The organism is Paraburkholderia sp. HC6.4b (assembly GCF_014200875.1).
Classification (GTDB): domain Bacteria; phylum Pseudomonadota; class Gammaproteobacteria; order Burkholderiales; family Burkholderiaceae; genus Paraburkholderia; species Paraburkholderia tuberum.
In genome coordinates this window covers 101,899-123,939 of the sequence record NZ_JACHDC010000025.1, presented here as the reverse complement: position 1 = coordinate 123,939, position 22,041 = coordinate 101,899, and the positions used below count along the sequence as shown (strand labels likewise).

General features: G+C 65.6%; 17 protein-coding genes. 14 read left to right on the top strand and 3 right to left on the bottom strand.

What is annotated here, in order from left to right:
• Nucleotide 1 precedes the first annotated feature (1 nt).
• The 13 genes from HDG34_RS32450 (at nucleotide 2) to HDG34_RS32390 (ending at nucleotide 17,071) form a co-directional block, all read left to right on the top strand.
• Nucleotides 2-391: a DUF4280 domain-containing protein gene (locus HDG34_RS32450; RefSeq protein WP_018422989.1), complete on the top strand. Its 390-nt coding sequence runs from the start codon at nucleotides 2-4 to the stop codon at nucleotides 389-391.
• 1 nt (nucleotide 392) lies between these two features.
• Entirely contained in the window at nucleotides 393-2,384 is a 1,992-nt protein-coding gene (locus HDG34_RS32445) for a type VI secretion system Vgr family protein (protein ID WP_184066339.1), read from the top strand.
• A gap of 31 nt (nucleotides 2,385-2,415) precedes the next feature.
• On the top strand, nucleotides 2,416-4,161 hold the full coding sequence (tagH, locus tag HDG34_RS32440) for a type VI secretion system-associated FHA domain protein TagH (RefSeq protein ID WP_184066336.1): 1,746 nt from the start codon (nucleotides 2,416-2,418) through the stop codon (nucleotides 4,159-4,161).
• A gap of 20 nt (nucleotides 4,162-4,181) precedes the next feature.
• Entirely contained in the window at nucleotides 4,182-5,516 is a 1,335-nt protein-coding gene (tssK, locus tag HDG34_RS32435) for a type VI secretion system baseplate subunit TssK (protein WP_184066333.1), read from the top strand.
• Nucleotides 5,517-5,539: 23 nt separating this feature from the next.
• Nucleotides 5,540-6,829 carry a type VI secretion system protein TssL, long form gene (gene tssL, locus HDG34_RS32430; protein ID WP_184066318.1) on the top strand — a complete coding sequence of 430 codons (1,290 nt, stop codon included), beginning with the start codon at nucleotides 5,540-5,542 and terminating at the stop codon, nucleotides 6,827-6,829.
• 46 nt (nucleotides 6,830-6,875) lie between these two features.
• Entirely contained in the window at nucleotides 6,876-10,421 is a 3,546-nt protein-coding gene (gene tssM / locus HDG34_RS32425; RefSeq protein ID WP_184066315.1) for a type VI secretion system membrane subunit TssM, read from the top strand.
• Complete coding sequence (gene tagF, locus HDG34_RS32420; protein ID WP_184066297.1) at nucleotides 10,418-11,134, top strand: type VI secretion system-associated protein TagF; 717 nt, start codon at nucleotides 10,418-10,420, stop codon at nucleotides 11,132-11,134. Before tssM ends, tagF begins: the two co-directional genes overlap by 4 nt.
• Nucleotides 11,135-11,294: 160 nt before the next feature.
• Nucleotides 11,295-11,900, top strand: a complete 606-nt coding sequence (locus HDG34_RS32415) for an OmpA family protein (protein WP_184066294.1) — start codon at nucleotides 11,295-11,297, stop codon at nucleotides 11,898-11,900.
• A 21-nt stretch (nucleotides 11,901-11,921) separates the two neighbouring features.
• Complete coding sequence (locus HDG34_RS32410) at nucleotides 11,922-12,848, top strand: hypothetical protein (protein ID WP_184066292.1); 927 nt, start codon at nucleotides 11,922-11,924, stop codon at nucleotides 12,846-12,848.
• A 53-nt stretch (nucleotides 12,849-12,901) separates the two neighbouring features.
• A complete protein-coding gene (locus HDG34_RS32405) occupies nucleotides 12,902-13,453 on the top strand; it encodes a DNA/RNA non-specific endonuclease (RefSeq protein ID WP_184066289.1) in 552 nt (183 codons plus the stop codon).
• Between the two features lie 168 nt (nucleotides 13,454-13,621).
• Nucleotides 13,622-14,608 (top strand): hypothetical protein, encoded by a 987-nt coding sequence (locus HDG34_RS32400; protein WP_184146165.1) that lies wholly within the window; start codon nucleotides 13,622-13,624, stop codon nucleotides 14,606-14,608.
• A gap of 86 nt (nucleotides 14,609-14,694) precedes the next feature.
• On the top strand, nucleotides 14,695-15,573 hold the full coding sequence (locus HDG34_RS32395; RefSeq protein ID WP_184066283.1) for a DUF3365 domain-containing protein: 879 nt from the start codon (nucleotides 14,695-14,697) through the stop codon (nucleotides 15,571-15,573).
• 40 nt (nucleotides 15,574-15,613) lie between these two features.
• On the top strand, nucleotides 15,614-17,071 hold the full coding sequence (locus HDG34_RS32390; protein ID WP_184066280.1) for a serine/threonine-protein kinase: 1,458 nt from the start codon (nucleotides 15,614-15,616) through the stop codon (nucleotides 17,069-17,071).
• 33 nt (nucleotides 17,072-17,104) lie between these two features.
• On the opposite strand, the gene HDG34_RS32385 is transcribed toward HDG34_RS32390, so the two are convergent.
• Together HDG34_RS32385 and HDG34_RS32380 are read right to left on the bottom strand one after the other, a co-directional pair.
• Entirely contained in the window at nucleotides 17,105-18,865 is a 1,761-nt protein-coding gene (locus tag HDG34_RS32385) for a tannase/feruloyl esterase family alpha/beta hydrolase (RefSeq protein ID WP_260321406.1), read from the bottom strand.
• Nucleotides 18,866-18,924: 59 nt separating this feature from the next.
• Complete coding sequence (locus HDG34_RS32380) at nucleotides 18,925-19,158, bottom strand: hypothetical protein (protein ID WP_184066277.1); 234 nt, start codon at nucleotides 19,156-19,158, stop codon at nucleotides 18,925-18,927.
• A gap of 50 nt (nucleotides 19,159-19,208) precedes the next feature.
• Here HDG34_RS32380 and HDG34_RS32375 point away from each other — a divergent pair, with 50 nt between their 5' ends.
• Nucleotides 19,209-19,463: a DUF4148 domain-containing protein gene (locus HDG34_RS32375; protein WP_184066274.1), complete on the top strand. Its 255-nt coding sequence runs from the start codon at nucleotides 19,209-19,211 to the stop codon at nucleotides 19,461-19,463.
• A 102-nt stretch (nucleotides 19,464-19,565) separates the two neighbouring features.
• Here the strand turns inward: HDG34_RS32375 and HDG34_RS32370 are convergent, their stop codons facing one another.
• Entirely contained in the window at nucleotides 19,566-21,812 is a 2,247-nt protein-coding gene (locus tag HDG34_RS32370) for an EAL domain-containing protein (RefSeq protein ID WP_260321405.1), read from the bottom strand.
• Nucleotides 21,813-22,041: the final 229 nt, after the last annotated feature.

Here is a 22,041-nt window from a genome sequence, read left to right as displayed (position 1 = left end):
TATGCCGCAACAAGTCAGCATGGGCGCGACGCTGCAATGTTCGTTCGGCGCGGCGCCTTCGACGCTCGTGGTGTTGCCGGTCAACCGGGTGATGGGCGAAGGGCCGCCCGCGGCCAACATCATGGATCACATTCCGCTCGTCAACATCATGCCGTTCGGCGTGTGCAGCTCGCCCGCCAATCCGACCGTCGCCGCCGCGACGGCGGCGGCGTTGGGCGTGCTGACGCCGATGCCGTGCATTCCGGCCACCATGACGCCGTGGACGCCGGGCGCGCCGACCGTGCTGCTCGGCAACCAGCCGTCGCTCGACAACGTGTCGACCTGCATGTGCAACTGGGGTGGCGTGGTCACGATCGTCAATCCGGCGACAGTCAAGACGATGATTCCGTGACATGACCACGCAAAACCCGAACCGACACGTCACCGTCAGTTGCGCGCCTGCCGGCGAGGATCTGCTGTTTCTGCATCTGAGCGGCACCGAGGAGTTGGGGCGCCTGAGCGAATGGCGGCTCGATCTGCTTGGCAAGCGCAACGATCTGCAGGCCGGCGATCTGCTCGGGCATGACATCTCGATTGCGCTGTCGTTGCCAGAGGACGGCGAGCGGCAATTCAACGGGATCGTCACGGCGTTCCGGATCGTCGCACCGGGCGACAACACCCGCAACCGCATGGCGCGCTATGAAGCGGTGGTGCGTCCGCGGCTGTGGCTGCTCACGCGCGCGTCGCACAGCCGCTTTTTCCATGAAAAGAGCGTGCTCGATATCGTGACCGGCGTGCTGCAGGACTACAACATCGACGTCAGCAATAAATGCCAGGCGACCTATCCGCCGCTGCAGCACTGCGCGCAATACCGGGAGACCGATTTCGCCTTCGTGAGCCGCCTGATGGAGCACGAGGGCATGTACTACTACTTCGAGCACAAAGGGGGCAAGCACACGCTGGTGTTGACCGATTCGAGCGACGTTCACGGACCGATCGAACACTATGCGTCGATTTCGTACGATGCGTGGTACGAGCCTTCGAACGAGAAGGAATGCGTGTATGCGTGGAGTTCGGGCGCGGAATTGCAGACCGGCAAGTACGAAGTCAACGACTACGATTTCGAAAAGCCCACGTTGAGCAACCAGCAAGGCCTGCTGTCGCGCGCGACGCGGCCGAAAGTATACGATCCGCCGGTGTACGCGATGCAGGAACATTTGAGCGGCCACGCGCAGTCCAGCGATGGCGACCGCTATGCGAAGGTCGGTATCGAGATCCGTCAGGCGCGCAACGACAGCATTTCGGGCCGATCGAGCGCGCGCGGCATCTGGCCGGGCGGTCAGTTCAAGCTCGAGAATCACGCCTGCGATGGGCAGAACCACGAGTATCTGGTGGTCAGCGCCGCGTACGAGATCAATTCGGATGTCTATGTGTCGACGGTGCGCCACGATCCTTCGCTGCCGCTCTTCGACTGCGCGTTTACCGCGTTGCGCAAGGAAAACCACTTCCGCTCCGAGCGGCTGACGCCGCAGCCGGTCGTGGCGGGCCCGCAGACCGCCATGGTGGTCGGCCCGGACGGCGAAGAAATCCTCACCGATAAATATGGCCGCATCAAGGTGCAGTTTCATTGGGAGCAGTTCGCTCCGCCGGCCGATGCCGACGCGCGCATGAAGCGGTGCTGGGTGCGAGTGTCGCAGAGCTGGGCCGGCAAACGCTGGGGCACGTTCTTCTTGCCGCGGATCGGTCAGGAGGTGGTCGTCGAGTTCATCGAGGGCGATCCGAACCGGCCGCTCGTGACCGGTTGCGTCTACAACGCGAACACGATGCCGCCGTACGAACTGCCGGCCAATCAGATGTTCTCGACGCTGAAGAGCAATTCGACCAAGGGCGGCAGCGGTTTCAACGAAATGCGTTTCGACGACGACAAGGGCAGCGAGCAACTGTTCTTCCACGCCGAGAAGGACCACGAGACCTGGGTCAAGAACGACATGCTGAGTAACGTCGGCAACGACCGGCATCTGAAAGTGACCGGCAACGAGTTCGTGGCGATCACCGGCGCGCGCCACGACGCCGTGACGGGCGACCAGAACGCCCAGGTCGATGGCAACGCGTCGCTGAAGGTCGGGCAGAAGTTGCAGGAAAAGGTCGGCATGGACTATGCGATAGACGCCGGCATGAATATCCACATCAAGGCGGGCATGAACATCGTGATCGAAGCGGGCGCGAGCATTACGCTGAAGGCGGGCGGCGCCTTCGTGGTGGTCGGGCCGGTCAGCGTGGCGGTGTCGGGCACACCGATCCTGCTCAATTCGGGCGGCTCGGCGGGCTCCGGCAGCGGCTCGTCACCGACCGCGCCGAGCGCGCCCAAAGACGCCGACGACGGAACCAAAAAAATCAAATCGTGAGTGATGCACCTGACCGCTCGTGGGGAGCCAAGTGAACTATCCGATTCTTTCGCTGCGGGTTGCGCGATTCAACGACGAAACGCTGGCCGAGCCGATCGCGATCGCGTTCGGCCCCGCCGGCGGCACGATTGGCCGGGCCAACGACTGCACGCTGGTGCTGCCCGATCAACAACGCGCGATCTCGCGCGTTCACGCGCGCGTCGAGTTTCGCGGCGGCGATTATCTGCTGTGCGATCTGGGCAGCAATCCGAGCGTGCTGAATCAGCGCGCGTTGGGCGGCACGCGCGAGGCGCGGCTCGCGGACGGCGACCGTCTGCTGATCGGTCCGTATCTGCTCGAGGTGTCGATCGGCGAGCAGGCGGCCGGCGTGCGCGGTCTGACGGGCGGGCGTGATCCGCTGAGTGCCGCGCAGGTGCTCAGTGGACCGTTGCCGGCCGATTCGCAAGGCGACGCGTTGCAGATGGGCGCGCTCGATCCGCTCGGGCAGCCGGGCTTCGGTGAACCGCAGCGGGTCTCGTCGGGTCCGGGCTTTGCGGGCTCGGAAAGCGATCATGTGTCGCCGGAGTTGCAGGCGTTTTCGGCGCCGCAAGCGTCCCGGCCCGATCCCGGCCGGCCTGCCACACCCACGGGGGGTATTCCGGCGGACTACGACCCGCTCGCGGATGCGTTGGCGCAATGGGAAACGCCCGGGCAGCCGGGCAGCGGCTCGCCGGCCGCGCCGCATCCTGCGCACGAGTTGCCGGGGTGGCCCACTGCGCCCGCGCCGGCGGCCGCGCCTTTGGGCGGCCCGACCGGCTTGCCGCCGGGATTGCTCGATCCCGGCGCCGCAGGGTCGGCGGCGACACCGTTCGATGATCTGTTCGGGATACCGACAACGCCGTCGACGCAGTTTGCGCCATCGACCCCTTTGGCTCCCGTGGTGCCGGTGGTCGTGCCGGTGGTCGCGCCGCAAGCCGCCACCGCGCGGGTGGCCGTGCCTGGCGCGGCGCCGGGGCCGTCGTCCGCTGCGCAGCCGGCGTTGGAGCCTGTGGCGCAGCAGCTTCAGCAGCCGGCTCCGTCCGCGGGCCCGATCACGTCAGCGCCTGCCGCACCGGCGCCGATCGCCCAGCCGGCCCCGGTTCGCCACCCGGCCGCCGCCACTTTCGCGAGCCAGAACCCAGCCACCCTGCAGGCGCTGCTCGAAGGCCTCGGCCTCGATCCGTCGCGCGCGCCGAACCTGCCCGAAGCGGAGTTCGCGCGTCTGATCGGCACGATGCTGCGCGACGCGCTGCGCGGCACGATGGGCGTGCTGCGCGCGCGCTCGATGACCAAACGCGAAGCCCGTCTCGACACGACGATGATCGTCGCGCGCGACAACAATCCGCTCAAGTTTTTCCCGGACGTCGACAGCGCGCTGGCGCAGATGCTGACTGGCCGCTCCGCCGGTTATCTGCCGCCCGACGAGGCGCTCAGGCGCGCCTTCGACGATATCGAGGCGCACGAGCTCGCGGTGCTCGCCGGCATGCGCGCGGCGCTCGCCCACGTGCTCGGACGCTTCGAGCCCGCTTCGATCGAAGCGCAGCTGAAAGACTCCGGTGCGCTCGAAAAAGTGCTGTCCAACCGCAAGGCGAAACTGTGGGATCTGTTCGTCGCATTGCAGGGCGCCGTCGCGCGCGAAGCCGACGACGATTTCCAGAAGCTCTTCGGTCAGGCGTTCAATGACGCATACGAGGCCCAGATCGACGAACTGCGCGCGGCCCGCGAGCGTCAGCCGAAGCATCCCGTCGATCCCACCTAGAAACGTTTGAACGAGACAACATGTCCTGGAACAGCAAAGTCATCTGGTCGGAGGGGATGTTTCTGCAGCCCCAGCATTTGCAGCAGCACGACCGCTATCTGCAGCGGCAACTGGAGACGCGCGCGGCCGGCCTGCGTCCGTACAGTTGGGGCTTTACCGCGCTGGAGATCGACGAGTCGCTGCTCAAGCTCGGCAAGCTCGCGCTGCTGTCGTGCTCCGGCGTGATGCCGGATGGCACACCGTTCGATCTGCCCGCCGACGATGACTTGCCCGAGCCGCTCGAGATTCCCGAAGGCACCCGCAACATGCTGGTCCAACTGGCATTGCCGGTGCGCAGGCCGGGTGTCGCCGAAACCGGCAACGAAGCCAGCGAGGAGAACTTCGCGCGACACCGTGTCACCGAATTCGACGTCAGCGACAGCAACGATCCGAATGCCGGCGCGGCGTTGCTGCAGATCGGCAAACTGCGCGTGCGTCTCGCGCTCGCCCCCGAAGTGGCGAATGCCTACACCGCGCTCGGCGTCGCGCGCGTGCTCGAGCGTCTGCCCGACAACCGCGTCGTGCTCGAAAACGACTACGGCCCGCCGTGTCTCGACTATCGGGTGGCGCGCCGTCTCGCGGCGTTCGTCGACGACCTCGTGGGCCTTCTGCATCAGCGCGGCGAAGCGCTGGCCGCACGCCTTGCACAGCCCGGCGTGACGGGTGTCGCGGAAGTGGCCGATTTCCTGTTGCTGCAGTTGATCAATCGCCACGAGCCGCTGGCCGCGCATCTCTCGACGATGACCGGTCTGCATCCCGAGGCGCTGTACCAGGCGGCGGTGCAGTTGGCCGGCGAGCTGGCGACCTTCAGCCAGGCGTCGAAGCGGCCGCCGGCGTATCCGGTGTATCGCCATGAGTGGTTGCGCGAAACCTTCGCACCGGTGATCGACGACATTCGCGCGTCGCTGAGCATGGTGATGGACCCGCACGCGGTGGCGATCCCGCTCGAAGAGCGCAAGTTCGGCTTGCGCGTGGCGATCGTGCCGGACAAGACGCTGTTTGCCGGCGCCACCTTCGTGCTCGCGGTGCGCGCGCAAATGCCGGCCGAGCACATCCTGACCGGCTTCGCGCCACAGGTGAAGATCGGCCCGATCGAACGCATTCGCGATCTCGTCAATCTGCAATTGCCGGGCGTCGGCCTGCGCGCGTTGCCCGTGGCACCCCGGCAACTGCCGTTCCATGCGGGCTTTACCTACTTCGAACTCGATCGCGGCAACGAACTGTGGAAACAGTTCGCGAATTCCGCGGGCATGGCGTTGCACGTCGCCGGTGACTTTCCCGGACTGACGATGGAGTTCTGGGCAATTCGCCGCTGATGCATTGATTGAGGAAGTTCATCGTGAGTCCAGACGAACCGCGTGGCCCCGCCGACGATCCCGGCGCGACGATTCTGATTCCGACACCGGGCGGCGCGCGGGCGGCGTTCATGGCGGCCGCGGCAACGCCCGCGCCGATGCTGCCCGGCGGCGGCGGTCTGAATCCGCTGTTGCGCGCGGCCAACCCGCTGATCGAACTGGCGCTGCCGTTGCGGCAGTTGCCGACCCATCCGAATGTGGAAGACCTGCGCAACCAGCTGATGCAAATGGTGCGCAGCTTCGAGACGCAAGGCCGCGCCAACGGCATCGACGACGAGAAGCTCGGCGCCTCGCGCTATTGCCTGTGCACGTTCCTCGACGAAGCGATCGCCAGCACGCCGTGGGGGGCGGGCTTGTGGGGCAGCCGCAGCTTGCTGGTGACGTTCCACAACGAGGCCTCGGGTGGCGAGCGCTTTTTCCTGATCCTGCAGCGTCTCGCGCAGAACCCCGCGGGCAATATCGATGTGCTCGAATTGATCTACGTGATTCTCGGCCTCGGTTTCGAAGGACGTTACCGTCTGATCGACGGTGGCCGCACGCAGCTCGACACGATCCGCGAACGCCTCGAACAGATGATTCGCGGCCAGCGCGGCGCGGCCGAACGCGATCTGTCGCCGCACTGGCTGCCGGTCAAGGTCGAACGCAAGCCGTTGCTGCAACTCGTGCCGTTGTGGGTGGCGGCGGCAATCGCCTGCCTCGTGCTGGTGATCGTCAATCTGGTGTTGAGCTTCAGACTCAACGACATGTCCGACCGCGTGTTCGAAGCGCTGCACGGCATCCGCGTCGCGCCGGCTCCCGTGCTTGCGTCGAAACTGGCGGCCGCGCCCAAACCTGCGCCGAAGCTATCGCAGTTCCTCGCGCCTGAAATTGCCCAAGGCCTCGTGCGTGTCTCGGAGTTGCCCGACAGGACCGTCGTCACGATCAATGGCGACGGCCTGTTCGGCTCGGGCAGCGCCGATCTCGCCGCGGGTTTCGTCCCGCTCATCCAGCGTATCGGCGACGCGTTGAAGGAAGTGCCGGGCAACGTGGTGGTCGCGGGTCACACGGACAGCCAGCGAGTCTTGTCCGCGCGCTTCCCGTCGAACTGGCATCTGTCGCAGGCGCGCGCCGAAGCGGTGCGCGACATGCTCGTGTCGCGGGCCGGCAACCCCGCCCGCTTCAGCGCCGAAGGGCGCGGCGACGCCGAGCCGATCGCACCGAACGACACCGCCGCGAATCGCGCGCGCAACCGCCGCGTCGATATCACGGTGCTGGCGCCGGGAGCGGCATCGTGAAGGCCTACGGGATGAGTCCGTCGCGGGTGGCACAGAGGAGCCGGGTATGAAAATCTTTGGCTGGCTCAGACGAGCCATCGTGCTGTCGTTGCTCGGCGTGCTCGCACTGTCGCTGATCGTGTGGGTCGAGGGGCCGCTCGTCGCGTACGCGGGTCATGAGCCGCTCGAAAGCAACAGCAGCCGCTGGGCCGCAATCATCGTGTTGCTGCTGGTGTGGGCGGTGTACTGGAGCGTGCGCTGGATCGCGGTGCGTCTCGCCAACATCCAGTTCACTCGCGTGGTGGCAGAGGGACCGGCCGAGCCCGCGCCCGGCAAGAAAGAATCCGAGGCCGACATCGCCGCGTTGAAGCAGCGTTTCGAAGCCGCCATGGCGACCTTGCGCAAGGCGCGGGTCAAGGGGCGCTTCGGAAGTCAGTACGTGTACCAGTTGCCGTGGTACATGTTCGTCGGCGCGCCCGGCACGGGCAAAACCACCGCGCTGTTGAACTCCGGGCTCAAGTTTCCGCTCGCCGAGCGGCTCGGCAAGCAGTCGATCGGCGGCGTGGGCGGCACGCGCAATTGCGACTGGTGGTTCACCGACGATGCGGTGCTGCTCGATACCGCGGGCCGCTTCACCACCCAGGATAGTTTCGCCGAAGCCGATCAGGCCGCGTGGGCCGGCTTCCTGCAACTGCTGCGCAAGTATCGGCCACGCCGGCCGCTGAATGGCGTCATCGTGGCCTTGTCGACGCGCGACCTGCTGCAACTGTCCGACACGCAACGCGCGCAGCAGGCGCAAGCCGTGCGCGAGCGTCTCAGGGAACTGTACGGCAAGCTCGGCATGCGTTTTCCGGTCTACGTGATCGTGACCAAATGCGATCTGCTCGCGGGTTTCGCGGAATTCTTCGACGACCTCGGCCGCGACGAGCGCGAACAGGTCTGGGGCATGACGTTCCCGTTCACCGAGCGAGGCTCGCCGGACGACGCACTGGCCGCATTTCCCGCCGAATTCCACGTGCTGGAAAAGCAGCTGCAAGCCCGCGTGTTGAACCGTATGCAGCGCGAGACCGATGTGCGCCGGCGTGCGCTCGTCTATGGATTTCCGCAGCAGTTCGCGGGTCTGCAAGCCGTACTGAAAAGCTTTCTCGACGAAACCTTCAGTACCTCGCGCTTCGAGGAGTCCGCGTTGCTGCGCGGCGTGTATTTCACGAGCGGCACCCAGGAAGGCCGGCCGATCGATCGCGTGATGAGCGCGGTCGCCTCGGCGCTCGGCTTCCAGCAACAGGTCGTGTTGCCCGACCCGGCGAGCGGGCGCGCTTACTTCATCACGCGGCTGCTGCGCGGCGTGATCTTCGAGGAAGCCGGACTCGCGGGCGTGAACCAGAAGCTGGAGCGGCGCCGCGCCTGGTTTCAGCGCGCCGCGCTGGCGGCGATCGGCATCGTCACGGTGCTGGCGCTGGTTCTGTTCTTCGTCAGCTATCAACGCAATCGCGCTTACGTCGCCGATGTTCGACAGCACGTTGCCGAGTTGCAGAAGCTCGCGCAGACCACTCAGCCGGGCGACAACCCGCTTGCGCTGCTGCCGCTGCTCAATGCCGCGCGCGACCTTCCCGGCGGTTACGCGGACCGCGACAGGAGCGTGCCGTGGCTGTCGCGCCTCGGCCTTTATCAGGGCGACAAGCTCGGCCTCGAAGCGCAGACCAGTTATCGGCGGCTGTTGCGTCAGACGCTGTTGCCTCTGGTCGTGAGCCGCATGGAAGAAGAACTGCGCCGCGGTGACGCGAACAATCCCGACTTCCAGTATGAAGTCTTGCGCGCCTATCTGATGCTGGGCGATTCACTGCACTTCGACGCCGACTCGGTGCGCTTGTGGGCCGATGTCGATTGGCGCCGCGGGCCGTTGCGCGATGCCAGCGACGATCAGCGCAACGATCTCGACGGCCATCTCGCCGCGCTGTTCCAGCCGGCGCGCTTCGATGCGTCGCTGCCGCTCGACAAGGATCTGATCGCGCAGGCGCGCGCGACGCTCGCCAAAATGCCGCTGACGCAGCGTCTGTTCAACCGCGTCAAACGCGATCTCGAACAGAGCAGACTGCCGGAGTTCAGCGTCGCCAACGCGGCGGGGCGCAATGCCGCGCTGGTGCTCGTGCGCAAGAGCGGCGCGCCGTTGACGCGCGGTGTTTCAGGCGCGTACACGCGGGCCGGCTATCAGAAGTTCGGCCAGTTGCGCGACGCGGCGGTGATCGATATCGCGAAGGACGATTGGGTGCTCGGCCGTCAGGAATCGGTATTGACGCCGAACGGTATCGAGGATCTGAAGGCGGGCATCACCCGGCTTTACTACGACGAGTACATCCGCCAGTGGGACGCGTTGCTCAACGATATCGACGTGGTGCCGTTCGACGGCGTGCAGCAGGGGGCACGCGTGGCGAATGTGCTCGCGGCGCCCGACTCGCCGCTGCGCTCGCTGATGCTGGCCGCGGCGCAGGAAACCACGCTGGGCAGCACCAGAACGGGCGGTTCGCTGACGGAGCAGGGCGTTGCCGCGTTGACCAACAAGCTCGATGCGGCCAAAAAGCGCCTCGAGAGCGCGCTCGGCAACCAGCCGGAAGACGCGGCACCGCCCGCGCCGGCCGAACTCAATCCGGTCGACGCGCATTTCCAGGCGCTGCACGAACTGGCCGGCAAACCCGGCGCACCGGGCCCGGCTCCGCTGGACGCGCAACTCGCCGCGCTGAAGGACGCCGCGACCTATCTGGAGGCCGCGGACTCGGCGCGCCGTCAGGGCTTGCCGCCGCCGCCCGGCGATGCGTTGAACAAGCTCAAGCTGGTGGCCCAGGGGGCGCCGCCGCCGCTCGCGACGGTGGCCACCAGCGTCGCGAGCGGGGCGGGGTCGCTGATGGTGGGCGGCGAGCGGGCGCGCCTGAACGCGTTGTGGCAGGCGAACGTGGCGCAACTGTGCCGGCAGGCGCTCGACGGTCGCTATCCTCTCGTGCGCGGCTCGACGCGCGACGTCGCGCCCGACGATTTCGGCAGGCTGCTGAGCCCAGGCGGCCTGATCGACGATTTCTTCCAGAAGAATCTGGCAACGATGGTCGACATGTCGGGACCGCAGTGGAAATGGCGCAGCGGCGTCGATACGCTCGGCATCCCGGTCGACGTGCTCGGCCAGTTCCAGCGCGCCGCGCAGATCCGCGACGCGTTCTTCCGGGCCGGCGGCCGAGACGTGTCGGTGCGCTTCACGGTGAAGCCGCTCAGCATCGATCCATCGATTACCCAGTTCACGCTCGACATCGATGGGCAGCAAATGGTCGTCAAACCCGACACGCCGCAATCGATGGTGTTCCAGTGGCCGAGCGGCAAGGGCACCGGCCAGGCGCACGTCGAGTTCACGCCGCCGGGCAGCACACCGGCGGCGCGTGCCGACGGACCGTGGGCACTGCTGCATCTGATGGACGATGCGCGTCTGCAACCCACCGCGCAACCCGACCGCTTTCGCCTGAGCTTCGACTCGGATGGCCGGCGCGCGGAGTTCGAACTGGCAGCCAGCAGCATCGTGAATCCGTTTCGCCGTGCCATGCTCGAGCAGTTCCGCTGTCCGGATCGGCTATGAGCGGCGAGCTTGCGCAGGAGCCGACATCCGGGCCCGGCTTCTTCGGCAAGGTGCGCACGCATGGCGACTTCGTGGGACGGCGCTTGCCAGTCGAGTTCGTCACGCGTTGGGATGAGCGCTTGCAGGAAGGTATGTTGCTCTCTCGGCAGCGCTTTGGCGCGCAGTGGCTGGAACTGTATCTGAATGCCCCGGTGTGGTGTTTCGCGCTGGGCGCGGGTCTGTATGGCCCGAGCGCGTGGGCGGGCGTTCTGACGCCGGGCGTGGACCGTGTGGGACGCTATTTTCCGTTCACGATCGCTGAGGCGATCGAAGGCGCCGAACTCGCACGGCGACTGGCCGATGCGCAAGGATGGTATGACCGCTTGGTGGCGCTCGCATTGTCAACACTGACGCAGGAATTCGCCCTCGATGCTTTCGACGCGGCATTGCGAGCCGAGAGCCTGTTCAATCGGGATCGCGCATCGATGCCGTGGCGGCTCGCCATCCCTGATGCAGCCGACGGCGGATTCGCCGCCTTGCTCGAACAGACCGTCGCCATGGGACACGCGCTCTGGTGGAGCGACGGATCACCGGCCGTGCCGGCTTCGGCGAGAGTTTCCGCGGGCACGACGACCGGCTTGCAGTTCGCGAGTCTGCTCGACGTCGGCACGCAAGAGTGGGATTCGGTGATCGACGTGATTTCGAACCCGGGCGCACAGCAACGGCATCACTGAGGTCGCCGCCGCGGGTAAGGGTAAGCGTTTCAAATTGACTTCCCATCATTCGTCTTTAAAGGATGAGGCTGTCATACGCCGGTTCCCGCCGGTGTTCGCCGACGGTCCGTAAAGGGGCGCTGGCGGCCTCACCGCAACTCCATTCTGCGGAGATCGCCGTATGTCACGCCTGACCCATCCGTCTTCCGCACGACGCATTCCGGGCGGCGTTCTGTCCGCCACGCTGTGCTTGCTCGCATTGCTGTGCACGGCCTCGCGCGCAGCCGAACCGGTCCTGAACGAGCAGGACATCAACGAGCAGTCGGTGACGCGCGCGCTCGAGCCCGACCAGTCGAGCGAGTCGGGCGAGAACGTCGTGACGCGCGGCTTCGTGCTGTCGAACAAGCCGCCGTCCGCCGCGCCGCGCCCCGCGCCCGCGAGAAAACCCGCCGCGCAAATCCTGATCACGTTCGCCACCAATTCGGCCACGCTCACCGACAGCGCGAAGGCCGCGCTCGACAAGGTCGCCGGTGCATTGCAGTCGGAGAAACTCGCGGCGTACCGGTTTCGCGTCGAAGGGCATGCCGATCCTCGCGGGTCGCCCGATGCCAACATGAAGCTCTCCGAAGACCGTGCGGCCGCGGTGGTCGAATATCTGACGCAGAAAGACGGTATCTCGGCGGAGCGGCTATCGTCGCTCGGCAAAGGTTCTTCCGATCCGTTGAACAAGCGCAATCCGACGGCGCCCGAGAACCGTCGGGTGACGATCGTCACGGTCACGGATTAGGCGCTTTCGAGGTTGCAGCCGATGACACGTTATCGCGTGTATTGCAACGTGGCGACGGGCGCGGCGCTGCTGTTCGCGTGCGTCACCACGATCGCGCTGGCCGCGGGTCCGCAGGACTCGAACAACGCCGCCGACAGACCCGCGGCCGTCGGCGACGATACCGGAGCGGTGCGCTTGCCGCTTGCCCGGCTCGCCGCCGCGTTGGCCCCCGATGCGCGCCTGCAACTGTTCACCGTGACGGACCAACCCGGCCTCCATGTGATGCAGGCGGCCAGCCTCGAGCAACAGGGTGCGATGTTCGCGCGCGTGGTGGCATTGCTCGAACGCCGCGATATGCCGCGCGACCGCGTGGTGTCGGCGGCGGCCATCGCGGCTCACGCGCGGCGCTTTGGCACCGACCCCGCCGGGCTGACGGCGGGCAACAACTTCAGCACGGAGGAGTTGGCGCATTTTTTCGAACTCGCGCGCGAGCAGGGCGTGGTGCTGAACCAGGGCGAGCGCACGTTGCAGACGATTCTCGTGCGATGGCGTTTGATTCGCGAGGAGCAGGGGATCTGGAAAGCGGCGAGCGCACACGATTTTCTGATCACCATTCCCGGGCTGGGTCGCGCGCCAGGCGGCGAGATGATCGACGCCACCGTCAGGGCCGCGATCCTCAGTCACGAATTAGGCCATTGGCGGTACTTTTCGGACGGCGCATACGCACATGCGTGCCGCGCGTTCTGGTGGCAGGTATTGAGCTTCGAGGAACGCGCGGAGTTGACCCGGCAACTGGAGAATCTCGGCTACGACCCGAGCGACCGGATCGTGATCGATGAGATGCAGGCCTATTTGCTGCATACGCCTGCGCGCTATATGCCGATCAGCGACACGCCGGGACCTGGCGGCGTCGATGTCGGCAAGGTGCGGCGGCGCTTGCAGGAGGCGGTCGCGAGAGCGAGCGGATAGCAAGGACGAAGCGAGCCGCGCGAATCGCGCGACACACGCTGTCGAGGTGACGCATGACGGATTACGCAGAACTCAACCGCATTTTGCCGCGCCTGTCGCACGCGCATGCGACCGCTGCGTTTAGCGACGAGGTGGCCCCGCTGCTGGTCGCCCTGTGGGCTGATGATTATGTTCGGCGCGTGGCATCGTGCGAATTGCTCGAAAGTTCCGTCGGCCAGTTTTCATATCTGTTTGATATGACGACCGAGCGCCTCATTGCAGCGTGGGGAATCAGTCAGGGAAAGAGTACGGTGGCGCGCAAGGAAATCGCGACGCGGATGCGCGGACATCCGCTCGCCAACGGCGGGACCTATCACCGGGGGCACGCCATTGCGCACACGCTCGGCGGTTCGACCGATATCAACCTCGTGCCGCAGCTGGGCAAGATCAATTCGGGGCCGTTCCAGGCGTTGGAACGACTGGCGGTCAGCCATGCGGGAGCGCTTTACTTCACCTACTGGCTGTACGGGCCGGGCAATAGTCAGGTGCCCGTTGGCGTGGAGCAGGGGCTTCTGATGCCGGGGGCGACTGCGTGCACGTTCAAGCTGGCGACGTTTGGGAATTGAGGCAAGCGCGGCGGTCCGCAATAAACGACGCTATGCGCGTCTTTTTGAAAGCCGCGCGCCGCGATTGGGGAAATACGCCGTGTGTCGGCCTTCGTCGGTGAACCCCTCGACGAATCGGACCGTCTACGATAAACAGTACCGCAGACACCGACGTAACGGACCCCGATGATGCCATCCGCTCACCGTTTCCTCGTCATGCTGGCGTCAGCCTTCCTGCGCGCACGCGCGGGCGGCGCGCTGGCGCTGTTTGCGTCGGCGGTGCCGCTCGTCCACGCGGACGTCGTCGTCTCGTTCGCCGAGAGTCCCGTGTCGGTGATTCGCGGCGCCTCGCTGTATCGGACGGGCGAGGGCGCCAGGCTGCGCGACGACGACATCATCGAAACCGACGCCGGCAAATCCGCGCAACTCGAAGACGGCGCGGGGACGCTGATCGCGCTCGGGCCGCAAACGCAAATACTGCTCAAAACGCCGTCGACGTCGCAAAACGCCGCGGCGAGACCGCTGCGAATCACGATGCTGAGCGGCTGGCTCAAGGTTGGCTGCAAGGTGAGCGCAGGCGCGCAACCGCCGCTGTCGATCGAACTTCACGGCCTCGACATCAAACCTTCAGGCAATGGTCCGTGGTCGGTCGTCGCGATGACCACCGGCGAGCGCGCCGCAATCTTCGCGGAGTCCGGGGATGACGCGATCGTCGTCGTTCGCGCCCCTGCGAAGCCGCCCAGGCAGATCCTGCACGCGGGCCAGTACCTCGAGCGACTTGCCGACGGGCCCCTGCGCGCGCAAGCCCGGCCATCCGCGGAGTTCATCGGCACGATGCCGCCAGGCTTTCGGGACGCGCTGGTCGGGATGGCGGGACGGCTCGCGAGCAGGCACGAACTTGCCGCGCCACTTCGCGCCGTCGACTACGCCGACGTCTCCGACTGGCTCACGAGCAGCGTCAGCGAGCGCGGCACCTTCGTCAAACGCTTCGTGCCGCGCCTGAAAACAGCGGCCTTTCGCGCGCAGGTCGACGCCCATCTGGACGTTTTGCCGGAATGGCGGCCGATTTTGCATCCGCCGCCGCCACGCCCGGCGAGCGAGCCACACAAAAGGCCCGCGCAAGCGCCGCCGGCGGTGCGTCCCGAATCCGTCCCCAGTTGGCTATACCGGAACTAACCTACGCCGGACGACGCCGACGCGCATTGACGTACCATGCACCACCAGGCGTTGACGCCCTTGCACACCATTCGCGTGGAGCAGCCATGAACCTGTCGTTGACTCTGAAATTCAATCTCGCCTTCCTCGTCGTGTTCGCCGCCGGATTCGCCGCGGCGGGTTTCGTGGCCGACCGGGTGTTGCAGGAAAACGCGGTGCAGACAACCGTGCGCGAAGCGAGCCTGATGATCGAAGCCGCTACCGCAGCGCAGAACTACACGTCCGATCAGGTGACGCCGCTGCTTTCCACGCAGATCAAATACGCGTTCGTCCCGCAGTCGATTCCCGCGTATTCCGCCGTCGAGAGCCTGCTCGCGATCCAGAAGAAGTTTCCGGGCTTCTCGTACAAGAGCGCGATGCTCGATCCGACCAACCCGCGCGACCGCGCCACGGACTGGGAGACCGATGTGATCCGGCGCCTGCATGACCACCCCGAATTGCCCGAACTGATTGGCGAACGCGCGACGCCGTCGGGCCCCAGCCTGTACATCGCGCGGCCCACCCGCATCGACTCGGCCGCGTGCCTCGAATGCCACAGCACGCCCAGCGCGGCGCCGCGCACGATGATCGACAAATACGGGCCGGCGAACGGCTTCAACTGGCCCCTGCATGAAACGATCGGCGCGCAGGTCGTGTCCGTGCCGATGTCGCTGCCGCTGGGACAGGCGCACAGCGTCTGGCGCACGTTCATGCTGTCGTTCGCCGCGGTGTTCGGATGCGTGCTGATCGCGCTGAACCTGATGGTGCATTTCCTCGTGACGAAGCGGCTCAAGGCTTTGTCGCGCGCGGCCGACGAAGTCAGCCTCGGCAAGCTCGACACCGCATCGTTTTCGACGCGCGGCGGCGACGAAATCGCCTCGCTCGCGGTCTCGTTCAACCGCATGAAAACGAGTCTCGTCGAAGCGCTGCGGATGCTGGGGGCGTAAGCTGGCGTGATCGGCCAGGCGCCCCTCGACCGGAACCCGAATGAGCAACGAAGCAACGCCTACGCGCATTGGCAAGTACCGCATCGACCGCGTGCTGGGGACGGGCGCCATGGGCGTCGTCTATCTCGCGTTCGACCCGCACCTCGAAAGACCGGTGGCGCTGAAAACCGTGCGTCGCGAACTGCTCGCCGGCGAGGACACGAGTGGCGACATGCTGCTGCGTTTTCGCAACGAGGCACGCGCGGCCGGTCGGCTCGCGCATCCGAACATCGTCACGGTCCACGATTTCGGCGAAGACGGCGATAGGGCTTATATCGTGATGGAATACGTCGCCGGGCATGGCCTCGATACATTGCTGGTGCCGGGCCACGCGTTGCCGCTGTCGGACGCTTTCCACTGGCTGGCGCAACTGCTCGCCGCGCTCGCGTATGCGCATGAGGCCGGCGTCGTGCACCGCGATATCAAGCCCGCGAATCTGCTCGTCACGGCGCCGGGGCTTCTGAAGGTCGCCGATTTTGGCGTCGCGCGCATCGGCTCGTCCGCAACCTCGTCCGGGTGGATGATCGGCACGCCGAGCTACATGTCGCCCGAGCAGTTCGAGGGCGAATCGGTCGATGCCCGCGCGGACCTGTTCTCGGCCGGCGTCGTGCTGTACCGGATGCTGACCGGCCGCCAGCCGTTCGTCGGCTCGCCGGCCACGATCAGGCAGAAGATCATCAAAGATGCGCCGGCCCGGCCATCGGAAATCGTCTCCGCGTTGCCGCCGGCGCTCGACGCGATGGTGGCGAAAGCACTCGCGAGGCGGCCGGACGACCGCTTCGGTTCGGCCGCGCAATGGCTCGCGAGCTTGAGGTCGTTGGCCGTCTCACCGGCGGCGGCCGACGATGACCGGACTATCGTGACGCCGTCCGCGTATTGGTCCGCGTCCGCTTCCTTGCCAGCGCATGCGATGGGCGTCGGCCCCGCACCTATGCCCGTGCCTTCGGCGCCGCCGAGTTGGCCGCCTGAGATGCTCGCGCGCATCGAACGCCAACTCGCGACCCAGATGGGCCCGCTCGCGAGCCTTCTGGTGCGACGCGCGGCCACCCAGGCGAACGACCTGCCGACCCTCGGCGCGCAGCTGGCGGCGGCGTTGCCGGACACGGCGCGGCTCGAATTCGAGCAGGCCTTCGCGCGGCTGACGGCTGGCTTGCCCGATATGTCGATGATGACCTCGTCATCGCCGGGCTCACGCGTCGCGACGGCTGCCGCAAAGGTATCGGCTGTATCGCCCGCGAGCGCCGCGGGCACGTCACCAGACAGTGCGATCGATCAGGCCAGCATCGATGCCGTCGCCGTTAAACTGGCCGTCTATCTGGGCCCGATCGCGAAGATGATCGCCAGTCGCGAGGCGCGGCATGCCGCGAATTTCGACGAGTTCGTCCAGCGGCTCGAGGACTGCATCACCGACCCCGCGCAACGCCGTCGCTTCCGGCACGATGTCGATTCATCCAGTTAGCGCCGCGACCGGCAAGCCTCTCCATGACCGGCTTCACTGCACGCAGGTAAACGAGCTCGCGCTATTCACGTCGCCCGCGCCGTTATAGCTGGGCCACGCCGGATACTGGCATAGCGGCCGCGTGCGTCCCGGCACACCCTCCGTGTCGGTGACCACCTGATGCGCCGGCGGTGTGCCGTGCTCGACCCAGTTCTCCAGCGTCGTCAGCGAGTCCCACGACGCATTGAACTCGGTGCCGACCGCGTGCTGCAGCCCCGGAATCTCATAGAAGCGCGCGAACGAGCCGACCGCGCCAAAGCCCATCGTCACCAGCATGCGCTGATAGTAGATTTCGGTTGCCCGCGTGCTGACGGTCTGATCGACGGTGCCGTGCGCCATCAGCAACTTGCCGCCGTGCCGCATGAAGGGCGTCAGGTTCGCATCGGTCGCGTCAAGCCCCGACAGCATGCTGACGCGGCCGGACCATCGACCGGCAATCGCGGGGTTGTACTTCAGCGAGTCTGCGTCCGGGTCGTCCATCACCGTGTAGCGGACGAAGTCGTCGGCGATCTGGCCGTCGAACATCGCAGTGCTTTGCAGCGGATACGACGGCTGCGTCGTGCCGAGCGCGAGCGTCGTGACGATGCCTTCGAGCGGTGAACTGCTGCCCACCCCGAGATCGGCGCCATACACGTTATAGCCGGGATACAGCGTTTCGCCGCTTTCGAGCGGGTACGCAAACACGAGCGGCGTGTTCATCGTGTTCAGCGCCGCGATCTGCCGGTCCGACAGGCACGTGTCGCCGCGCGCGATACCGCCGGCGCAACGCAAAGGCTTGCCGTCGACGCTGGCCGTCGCCGGGTTGAACGTCGCATTGCACGCCTGCACGTTGCTGATGAGACCGTCGACCACGCCGTCGAGTCCGTCGCAAGCCTGCATGACCGCGTTGAGCAGCAGCGCGCGCTGCGCTGTGTCGAGATACGCGCCCGGCGCCGCGAAGCCTTCGGTCACGCGCAATTGCTGAAGGCTCAGCGTCGTAAAGTCGTACGCGGGATAGAACGCGATGATGCCGTCCCAGTCACGCGGCCAGCGCTGCGCGACGGTCAGCGCCTCGCGCCCGCCAGTTGAGCCGCCCGCGAAATACGCCCTGGACGGATGCGTGCCGTAATGCGCGTCGATGATCACGAGCGAGGCGTCATGCGTTTTCTTCAGCGCTTCGCCCATGAAGTTGTCGTAGGCCTCGGCGTTGACGGAGAACGCGCCGTTCACCGAACCGTTGCTCGCCTCGTGCCCGGAATCGCTCGCGAACACCGCGTAGCCGCGCGACAACGGTCCCGGCAGAGCCGCCGGCGCGCTCGGCACGTTACCTGTGATGGCGGGAATCGAGCCGTCGAAACCCCCGCCGCCGAGCATCAGGATCTTGCCGTTCCACTGGTCCGGCAACGCGACGTTGAACAGGATGTCCGGCGCGGATGGATCGACCGGATGAATCGCGCCGGCCACGAGGCAGTACGATCCGGTAGCCGTCGCGCCGCTGCCGCTCGCCGCCACCTGGGTCGTCGAGGTGACGACGGCGCCTGTCGTCGGCAGACCGATCTCACGGGCGCGGATGGTCAATCCATTCAGATTCGGACAGCTGAGTTTCGATCGGGGTGGTGGCTCGTGCCTTTTGCATGCCTCGCCCTGGCATTGTCCTGCTGACGAACCCGCGTACGCGCCGTGGCTCCACATGGCGCACAGCGCCAGCACACAGCACGCCCCCACCCACGACGGCACGCGCCCACGCGCGCGCCACGACTCTCTGCTCAAGTTCATCGCCGTGTCTCCTTCCAATGAGGCCTGGAGACGGCACCGGACGTCGCGGCATCAGCCCCCTATGCCATGACGTACCCATGACCTTTGACCTTTGTTGTTTTTGCCAACGGCGCGGCCACCGCGTGCGCGACGCCACGTCGCGTCTTGCGCGCAATACCGCCCGACACCGCATATCCGCACTTGCATTCGATCTGGTAGAAGTCTTTCATCGGCCTGTCGATGTGGTTCCGGTCGGCCAAAATCAACCAATCAATCATAGTCGCTAACTCACGCAACGCGCGCCGAATCGTCATCGCGGGCACGCCAGAGTGTCGTACTCGCTCGACACTGCGAAGCCGGTGCGATGTTGATGGCCAATTCGGCGAGCCTGTATGCGCAAACTGCGTCGGAGCCCGAACCTCATCAAGTCACCCGCGCGGAAGTCATGCACGAACTCGAGGAGCTGGAAGCGGCAGGATATAACCCGTCGGTCGGCGACGATGGTTTGTATCCCGCCGACATTCAAGCTGCCGAAGCGAAGGTCGCGGCCATGCATCGAGCGGAAAGAGGCGCGGCGATGAGTGCGGGACAGAGCGGGCAACCGGTGCGCACGCATTGAGGGCAAAGGCGAGAACCGGAACGGAACCGGGTTGGCTGCGTCATCGTATGTAGGTCGAGGCCGGCAATCGCTAATTGCGCCCGGTCGTCGCGGAGCTGTTCGTCAGTGGGAGCAGTAGCTCGTTGCTCCCGCTGCGGACAAAGGCACGAAGCTTTCGCACTGAACCAGATTCTCCGCATTCATCGGCTTCGTCAAAAAGAACCCTTGCACGTAGTCGCAACCTGCGTCGCGCAGCGTATGCAACTGTTGATTCGTTTCGACACCTTCGGCCGTCACTTTGATGCCGAGTTCGTGCGACATCTGAATGATGCCCCGAACGATCGAGGCGGCCGCCGCGTCGCAGCCCAGCCGGGCCGTAAACGAGCGGTCGATCTTGACGATGTCCGGCGAAAAATCGGCCAGATAGCGCAGGCTCGAGTATCCCGTTCCGAAGTCGTCGATGGCGATGCGCACGCCAAGCCGCTTGAGCGCCATCAGCGTCGCCTGCGCGAGCGAGGGGTTTTCCATCAACGCGCTTTCGGTCAGTTCGATCTGGAGGCAGCGCGGCGGCACCCGGTGTTTTCGCAGCGCCTGGTCGACTATGGCGACAAGCGAGTCATCCCTGAGCTGACGCGCGGACACGTTCACCGACATGGACAGCTCTTTTCTTCCGGCGGCATGCCAGACGGCCAGTTGAGCGAGGGCCGCGTCCACGACCCATGCCCCGACTTCGACGATGAACCCGCTTTCTTCGAGGATCGGAATGAAGCTGCCCGGACCCACCAGGCCTCGTGCCGGATGATTCCATCGAACCAGTGCTTCGACGCCTTTCACCGCCAGAGAGGCTGGCTCATGAATACCCTGGAAATGCAGCACGAATTGGTTCGACGCCAGCGCCGTGGGCAGATTGCACTCGAGTTCGAAATCGCCGAGCACATCGCTGGATGCTTCGTCGGCGAACCGGAAGCCGTTGCGACCGCCTTTTTTCGCCGCATACATCGCGATATCCGCGCTCGTCAGCAGCGCCTCGTGATCGCGGCCGTGCTCGGGAAAGATCGATATGCCGATCGACGCCGTGACGAATGGCGCGGCGTGGTCTTTTCGAACGTCGCTTGAAAACAGGTTCAGCAGAGACTGCGCCAGGCTCGCCAACGTGGCCTTGTCGCTCTCGCCCCTGACGATCACCGCGAACTCGTCTCCGCCGAGGCGCGCTACACAGGCATCCGGCGCAAGCGCTCCCTGAATGACTTTGGCGATGTCCTGCAACAGACGGTCAGCGGCCGTATGGCCCAGCGTATCGTTCAGGACCTTGAATCGGTCGAGATCGACGAACATCAGACTGAAGGCGACGTTCTGCCTGCAAAGCGTCTTCATCTGGCGGATCAGCGCGCCCCGGTTAGCCAAACCTGTCAGGCCATCGGTGTAGGCCAGATGGTCGAGCGCCGCGAGGCGTTCCTGTTCCAGCGTGATGTCCTCGCTGACACCGACGATGCGCACCACGTTCGCGGAGCCGTCGCACACGGGATAGGCCGTGCTTCTGATCCAGCGCAGGCAACCATCCGGACGGCGGATGCGGTATTCGACGCGACCTTCCGCCACCTCGGACGCGACGCGGTTCATCTCGGCGAGCAATGGCTCCAGATCCTCCGGCACCACGAGATCGAGCCACGCGGAAGGCCTGTTGCCAAGCTCTTGAGGCGTAATGCCGAACACGCTTTCGACACCTGCGCTGACATGATGACAGTGTTCAAAATGCGAGCTACACGAATAGAACACGAGCCGGACATGCAACTCCATCTCATGCATCAATTCATCGCGTTCGCGCAGTGTCTTCAACAGCTCGGATTGCTGGGTGACGTCCTCGGAAGCACAAAGCAGCGCGCTCACCGCACCGTCGTCGCCCGTCACTGGCGTGAGCGTGGAGTTCCACCACCTGGTACGCCCCCTCGTCGTCGCGCAGCTTCCAGTGAACGATGTGCTCTTGCCGGAAACGGCGCCCGCCAAAGCCTTCTCGGCCGCCGTGCGGTCCTCGCCGGTCCAGAATGCGAGCCAGTCCGCGCCGGACAGTTGCTCCGGTGACTCCGCTTCCATCAACATCGCGCCATGCTCCGACACCCGCAGCATTTTTCCGTCGGTAGCCAGCACCTTCAGGCAGTCGCGATTCGCGTGCAGAAGCCCGCTCGCCAGTGCGGTGGCGGCGCTTTGCCGCGCGTAATCCAGGCCGAGCTTGCGACGAACGATCGCGAGGCCGGCAACGCCCGACACCATCGACAATGCGACACGTAGGGTAATCGCCGCTTCACCGGCCGCCTGATGCACAAGAGCACCGATGCCAACGCCGGCAACGACGGCAATGCAGAGACTCGACATCGGTATGGTCCTGCGTTGACCGTACCGCGACAGGAAATAGTAAAGAAACTGCTGGTTGCGGGCTGACCAGCCATTGGCATGTGCGTCGCTATCGACCCGGGACTCAATCGGTTTGGTTTCTTTAGGGCACGAAGTCGCTTTGAATCTCACGCTGTTCTCCGACTACCGGGTTGAGCGACGGCTCGAACGCTGCGAGCCGGCCTCACTTTTATTATTACGGTAGGAAGTC

Excerpts from the sequence above, each read along its gene's own strand:
- HDG34_RS32390 (WP_184066280.1), top strand. The coding sequence starts at position 15,614 with ATGAGCAACGAAGCAACGCCTACGCGCATTGGCAAGTACCGCATCGAC.
- HDG34_RS32415 (WP_184066294.1), top strand. The coding sequence starts at position 11,295 with ATGTCACGCCTGACCCATCCGTCTTCCGCACGACGCATTCCGGGCGGC.
- HDG34_RS32405 (WP_184066289.1), top strand. The coding sequence starts at position 12,902 with ATGACGGATTACGCAGAACTCAACCGCATTTTGCCGCGCCTGTCGCAC.
- tssM (WP_184066315.1), top strand. The coding sequence starts at position 6,876 with ATGAAAATCTTTGGCTGGCTCAGACGAGCCATCGTGCTGTCGTTGCTC.
- HDG34_RS32375 (WP_184066274.1), top strand. The coding sequence starts at position 19,209 with ATGTTGATGGCCAATTCGGCGAGCCTGTATGCGCAAACTGCGTCGGAG.
- HDG34_RS32395 (WP_184066283.1), top strand. The coding sequence starts at position 14,695 with ATGAACCTGTCGTTGACTCTGAAATTCAATCTCGCCTTCCTCGTCGTG.
- HDG34_RS32445 (WP_184066339.1), top strand. The coding sequence starts at position 393 with ATGACCACGCAAAACCCGAACCGACACGTCACCGTCAGTTGCGCGCCT.
- HDG34_RS32370 (WP_260321405.1), bottom strand. The coding sequence starts at position 21,812 with ATGTCGAGTCTCTGCATTGCCGTCGTTGCCGGCGTTGGCATCGGTGCT.
- HDG34_RS32400 (WP_184146165.1), top strand. The coding sequence starts at position 13,622 with ATGCCATCCGCTCACCGTTTCCTCGTCATGCTGGCGTCAGCCTTCCTG.
- HDG34_RS32385 (WP_260321406.1), bottom strand. The coding sequence starts at position 18,865 with ATGAACTTGAGCAGAGAGTCGTGGCGCGCGCGTGGGCGCGTGCCGTCG.
- tssK (WP_184066333.1), top strand. The coding sequence starts at position 4,182 with ATGTCCTGGAACAGCAAAGTCATCTGGTCGGAGGGGATGTTTCTGCAG.
- HDG34_RS32380 (WP_184066277.1), bottom strand. The coding sequence starts at position 19,158 with ATGACGATTCGGCGCGCGTTGCGTGAGTTAGCGACTATGATTGATTGG.
- tagF (WP_184066297.1), top strand. The coding sequence starts at position 10,418 with ATGAGCGGCGAGCTTGCGCAGGAGCCGACATCCGGGCCCGGCTTCTTC.
- HDG34_RS32450 (WP_018422989.1), top strand. The coding sequence starts at position 2 with ATGCCGCAACAAGTCAGCATGGGCGCGACGCTGCAATGTTCGTTCGGC.
- HDG34_RS32410 (WP_184066292.1), top strand. The coding sequence starts at position 11,922 with ATGACACGTTATCGCGTGTATTGCAACGTGGCGACGGGCGCGGCGCTG.